The 5482-nt window shown below is 35.3% G+C and carries 5 protein-coding genes and 1 pseudogene; 1 reads left to right on the forward strand and 5 read right to left on the reverse strand.

The features are described 5' to 3' along the window. The 3 genes from OZD62_RS02020 to OZD62_RS02030 all read right to left on the reverse strand — a co-directional run. A partial coding sequence (locus OZD62_RS02020) for an IS110 family RNA-guided transposase (RefSeq protein ID WP_275019325.1) occupies positions 1-941 on the reverse strand: 941 nt, incomplete at its 3' end. 171 nt (positions 942-1112) lie between these two features. Beyond that, positions 1113-1502, reverse strand: coding sequence for a hypothetical protein (locus OZD62_RS02025; protein WP_275019327.1), 390 nt, complete (start codon positions 1500-1502; stop codon positions 1113-1115). A 69-nt stretch (positions 1503-1571) separates the two neighbouring features. Then, the gene (locus tag OZD62_RS02030; RefSeq protein ID WP_275019329.1) at positions 1572-2936 is read right to left on the reverse strand and encodes a pyruvate dehydrogenase complex dihydrolipoamide acetyltransferase; all 1365 of its coding nucleotides are present in this window, start codon (positions 2934-2936) and stop codon (positions 1572-1574) included. A 70-nt stretch (positions 2937-3006) separates the two neighbouring features. Between OZD62_RS02030 and OZD62_RS02035 the strand changes: the two genes are divergently transcribed. Further along, positions 3007-3498, forward strand: coding sequence for an SH3 domain-containing protein (locus OZD62_RS02035; RefSeq protein WP_007551030.1), 492 nt, complete (start codon positions 3007-3009; stop codon positions 3496-3498). Here the strand turns inward: OZD62_RS02035 and OZD62_RS02040 are convergent. Beyond that, the gene (locus tag OZD62_RS02040) at positions 3495-3980 is read right to left on the reverse strand and encodes a WBM0748 family T4SS-associated protein (RefSeq protein WP_010082090.1); all 486 of its coding nucleotides are present in this window, start codon (positions 3978-3980) and stop codon (positions 3495-3497) included. The genes OZD62_RS02035 and OZD62_RS02040 overlap by 4 nt on opposite strands. A gap of 120 nt (positions 3981-4100) precedes the next feature. After that, positions 4101-5482, reverse strand: a pseudogene (locus OZD62_RS02045) (hypothetical protein); the annotation flags it as partial.

The raw sequence follows: 5482 nt of genomic DNA on the forward strand, positions 1-5482 counted from the left end.
TTATTATAGTTCACACCAACTTCCGAAATGATAGTTTGTACAGTTAGTATATCCAATCCAGGAATTTTGGTAAAATCTATGCCAGTTACTCGATATAATTCTTCATGCAAAGCAAAGTTTGGTTTACTTTTTCTATACTTATTTTTCTCTTCACCTAACTTTTTACTCTCATCAGACTTTGTCTCAAATGTTTTATAATATTCTTCAATGCTCCTGTCACATTCTGCTACTTTTTCCTGATAAATATTATATAGCTCAAATTCTTGCTTTAATGTAAATAGGTGTTCTTTCCTATAGTTTCCTGCTAATGCTTTTGCAATAACAGATTTATCACTTTTTATTCGTCCATCTCTTAGTTCAGCCAATTTTTCAGGATTACTCTCACCATCTATTATTGCTTTAATAATTTGCATTCCAGTTACACCAGTTGTATCGCTTATAACTCTATGTAGTTGAATATTCATTTGTGTTAGCGCTTTTTGCATACGCAAAGTATGTGTAGAAGCATTTTCAATTAAATTTTTACGTTGCCGAACATAACTACGCAATACACACATTCGATCATCTGGCCTAAATGACCCTTGGAGTAACCCGTAACTGTGTAGTTGTTGAATCCATTGACAATCTTGCACATCTGATTTTCTCCCAGGTACATTTTTAACATGTTTTGCGTTTACCAGTTTTACTTCAAATCCGTGTGATTCAAGTACTTGAAACAAAGGAATCCAGTACACTCCTGTTGACTCCATGGCTACTGTATTAACTTTACATTTTTTCAACCATTTTGCTATGTTATAGAGATCTTCCGTAAAGCAGCTAAATTTTTGTATACGTTGTTCATCGCTTCCTTCGGGTACACATACATAATGTACAGCCGAGCCAACATCGATTCCTGCTGCATTAGGATTTGTTATCTCTAATTTACTTTTGACCTTTGCCATTTTTTAATCTCCATTATATAATAATCCATAGTTGAGAAGTGCTTAAGCTTGGGACGGTTGAGTTATACATTCTTCTAATCGAGGTAGCCCAAAAGGCCCCATCAGTGGTTTGACCGTTCCTCCAAAGCCACGCTATCCCACGGGCACTTAAGGCACCATTGCATAGTTCGGCTATAACTGCAAAAAGCTCTTCTCTACAAAATTATATATAAAATTTGCCATACACTCAGCTAGGAAGTTTCTTTTTGGTTTGACAGGTTTTATCTGTCCGGCGCTATCCCCTGAATTGCGGCGTTGTTTGTTAGGAGTGCTATGAATGTTGTCTTCCATGAGTTTTTGCATTGTTGGGCCAAATGTTCTTCCAAGATTGCTACTCACTGTTTTATTACTATCATTTGCTTGAGAATGAGGTACATTTCGCTCAAAAATTGCTTTTATTCCAGCAAATTTAGCTTGGGAAGATTTCGGAGGAACAGGTGGGGCAACCATGCCTTTTGAGTTAATCTTTCCTTCATTTTGAGGAAAAATTTTTGGATTATTTTTTTCTACTGTAGTATTCATTTTTTTACCTCTAAACCTATTAACTAATAAAAGTATAAACTTAGAGGTATTAATTTTGTAATAACAATGCTAATAGATTACCGCAGTTTCAATAAGCATCACCAGAGGATTCTCTATATAATGCTTAAAGGCATTTAAAAACTTTGCTCCGAGTGCCCCATCAACTGCTCTATGGTCAACAGAGAGCGTTACTGTCATTATTTCTGCTATTTCTATTTTCTCATTCATAACAATTGGTTGTTTTTTAGATGCACCAACTGCCATAATGCAAGATTGCGGCGGATTGATTATAGCACTGAAGGCTTTTATACCAAACATCCCTAAGTTGGAGATAGTAAACCCTCCTCCTTGAAACTCTTCAGGTTTCAATTTTCCAGATCTTGCTCTGCTTACTAAATCTTTCACTTCTTTTGATATAGATAAAATACCCTTTTTATCAGCATTTTTTACTATAGGAGTAATTAGCCCATCTTCAAGTGCCACAGCGATTGAAATATCTATATTTGAATATCTCAGTATTTTATTATCTATCCACGAAGAATTTATATCAGGAAATTTTTTCATGCTGAAAGCTGCAGCTTTTATGATTAGATCATTAATTGTTACTTTATTGTTTTCATCTGCTGAGTTAATCTCGTTTTTTAACGATATTAACTTATCAACCTGGCAGTCTACAGTTAAATAAAAATGTGGAACATTCTGTTTTGATTCAGTCAGGCGCTGTGCTATCACTTGGCGCATGTTGCTTACTTCAACTATGGTATCTTTCTCAGGACTTTCAGTATGTATACCACTGCCTAAAAACTCCAACACATCAGCCTTAATTATGCGACCATATGGTCCTGTACCTTTTAATTGCTGCACATTAACCCCTTCATTTTGAGCTATTTTCTTAGCTAATGGGCTTATTTTTGTTCTACCTTCTGCATAACCCTCTGTCATCTGAGTAGCTGACACTGGGATCCATTCTTCTTTTCTAGATCCCAGTGTCAAGCACTGGGATGACATTGAGGGGTTGGATTCCGGCGTCACGCGCTGGAATGACACCGAAGAATGACTTATTGGCTTTCCGTTTAAATCTTGGTGTTCTGATTTTTGATTATCAACAGCACTTTTTGTCACTTCCTTTTTAACTGCACTATTGATGGAAGTTGAAGTATAGTTGTTAAGTGCACTTTCATCTTCTCCTTCTTCCAGCATTAAAGCTATTGGTTGATTTACAGGCACGCCACTTGTTCCTTCTGTTACTAAAATTTTTGCTAAAACTCCTTCATCTATAGATTCAAACTCCATTATGGCTTTATCAGTCTCTATCTCAGCAATTACGTCGCCTACTTCAACTTTGTCTTGTTCTTTTTTATGCCACTTTACAATTTTTCCTCCAGCTTTGCTCATTGTTGGTGAAAGAGCAGGCATTAATATTTCTATAGGCATTGATTTTGCATTTAAAGATCTATTCAATTTTTAATTTACTCTTTATCTTATGTCAACCTAATCGTGAATTATGATGAATAAGTCTGTTACACTATCCCTCACGTTATCCCAGTGCGTGACACTGGGATCTTGGTTCAGTACTATTATCCTATTGTTTTTATTATTCAGCCATAGCTTGTTTGCTAACAACTTTGTTTCAACCAAATCAAATAAGATCAACATGAGAACGGGGCCAGGGTTTCACTATCCTGTAAAATGGATATACACTTGCAAAAATCTGCCCCTGAAAGTGATAGAAGAGTTTGAGAGTTGGAAAAAGGTCTGCGATATAGATGAAGACTGCGGATGGATAAAAGGCAATCTTCTTAGTGATAAGCGCTACGCGATTGTAAAAGAAGATACTTATGGATATCAAAAACAGAGTGTAGACAGCAAGATTACTATGAAAATAGACAAGTTTGTTGTGATGAAGATAGAAAAATGCAACGAAGAATGGTGCTTTCTTTCCACCCCAAAACGCAAAGCATGGGTACAAAAAAAACATATATATGGGGTTGATTAGGTTGACAAAAGATCTGAATTAACACTAGTTTCTGGGCCTTCTGTAGCATGCTCTTCAGATGAAGCAGAGGGTTCTTGAGGCTCTGGAGACTGTACAGGGCTATCACAGAAACTCCTTAACATCTCCTCAGCGGATGAATCTAAAATTTGTACAATAGACTTTTCACTCTGCTCTTTTAGCGATTGATCCACTCTAGAAATCAACTCAGAAAACTCGCTACCTGATTTTTCAGCTTCACTTTTTATTTTACTTTCTATGCTTGCAATATTACCTTGGTCAATTTCTTCTTTTGTTATGTTGAATGACTTTGCAACATCTTGATATCCAATCTTGCAATTTCCACAACCAATTATGCAAAAAGTAATAGAATCAGATATTTCGCTTGCAGCCCAATTATGTATAGTGTAAGCCAAATAATTGTCATGGTATTTAATGCTAAATTGTTGTTCTATTAACTCAGAAATTTTATTCTTTAGAGACATAAAGCACCCTCCTACACTCGTTATACCTTTTTGTTAAGATACAGCAATTACACCATTTACTACATGCTTTACTTTAATTAATTATTAAAACAAGAGCATCATTTCCAGAGCTATATCTTTTTACCTTGATAATTCTTTTTTGACTTCCTCTTTAATTATCCCACTTATATTCACGTTAAGATCCCCTACCCAAAAATCAGTCATAGTTTCAAGATCGTATAGATCCTCTATTACTTTTTTAATAGCAGCATTTATTTCTTCTTCGTCAAATTCCTTTATAATAGGTCTAATCTTCACATACCCTGGAGAGCCTTTACCATAAATTCCTTTGCTTTTATTAATGCAGCCACCTGCACCAGATCTACTGCTTCTCAAACCACTTCCACACTCTACTGTTTCATACTTGATTTCACCATTTTCTATATATGCTATTTGATTGTCTTGTGTAGACTTCAGTTTATCTGCCTTTACAATTTTCTCCTCTAGCTTTAAATCTTGCTTATGAATTACTGTTTCCTCATAACCCTTACCACCGTATGTTCTATACTCACCTCCACCTGCAACAGTAATCAGTTGCTGGCAATGTTGCTTCTGCGAATTGCACATTTCTATGAAAACAGGTCCCCCGTCCTTATCTGAGAAGTTACTTTCCTGGTTACCCCCTCCCTCTGTGACTTGCACCTTAATTATAGGATAATTAGGATCGATTTTCAGTTTAGCTTTAATATAATCTCCTGGCATCCCTACTCTGCTTTCAGTAGAATGGCATTTTTGATTGTCACAGCCACTACCTTGTATATGACCTGCTTCACCACTTCCCCACGCTTCTATTTTAATACGATCAAATTTTATTGATAAGTCATCTGTATAAACATCTTTATTTTTATGATCATAGGATTTTTCATTATTTTTTTCAAGATCTGGTTTCTTATTTTTCAGATGTTCCTTGATTATCTCTTTTAATTTTTCTTTTAATTTCTTTTTGAGACCTTCTAAATCGAACCTACACAATTTATCAGCGTAAAAAACCTCTGTTCTGTTTGCTTTAATCAGTTGATCTTTTAATTGTGTACACTTTCGTACTTCATTTTTTTCATCTCTTAATACTTTACCATCCTTATCTTTACAATCCACTTCCTCATACCTTAAGTAGAATGGCTTATCATCTTCATTTTTATTCAAATATTGTTTTGAACGGCTACACTTTCCATCAAAGCAGATGCAACCATCATCACCTTGCTCACATCCTTCTTTATGCTCTACATCCGTCAATTTGTATACTACTTTCAGTCCTTCACCAGATTTTAATTTTTCGTCTATTTTGCTATCTTTCTTCACACAATAACTGCATTCTTCCTTCTTCTGCTCATTTTCATCAGGGAAGAAAACATACTCTTGCTTATTAAATATTATTTTATCCAACCTCTCTTGAGTTTCTTTCAAAGGGTAAACTATTTCCTTGCTTGGAAGATAATAGAACTGATTTGATTCCTTGGAGTAAA

This window comes from Wolbachia endosymbiont of Drosophila seguyi (assembly GCF_028981765.1).
Taxonomy (GTDB): domain Bacteria; phylum Pseudomonadota; class Alphaproteobacteria; order Rickettsiales; family Anaplasmataceae; genus Wolbachia; species Wolbachia pipientis.

Bases quoted from the DNA above. Each gene is read 5' to 3' on its own strand.
- OZD62_RS02025 (WP_275019327.1), bottom strand. From the start codon at position 1,502: ATGAATACTACAGTAGAAAAAAATAATCCAAAAATTTTTCCTCAAAAT.
- OZD62_RS02030 (WP_275019329.1), bottom strand. From the start codon at position 2,936: ATGCCTATAGAAATATTAATGCCTGCTCTTTCACCAACAATGAGCAAA.
- OZD62_RS02035 (WP_007551030.1), top strand. From the start codon at position 3,007: ATGATGAATAAGTCTGTTACACTATCCCTCACGTTATCCCAGTGCGTG.
- OZD62_RS02040 (WP_010082090.1), bottom strand. From the start codon at position 3,980: ATGTCTCTAAAGAATAAAATTTCTGAGTTAATAGAACAACAATTTAGC.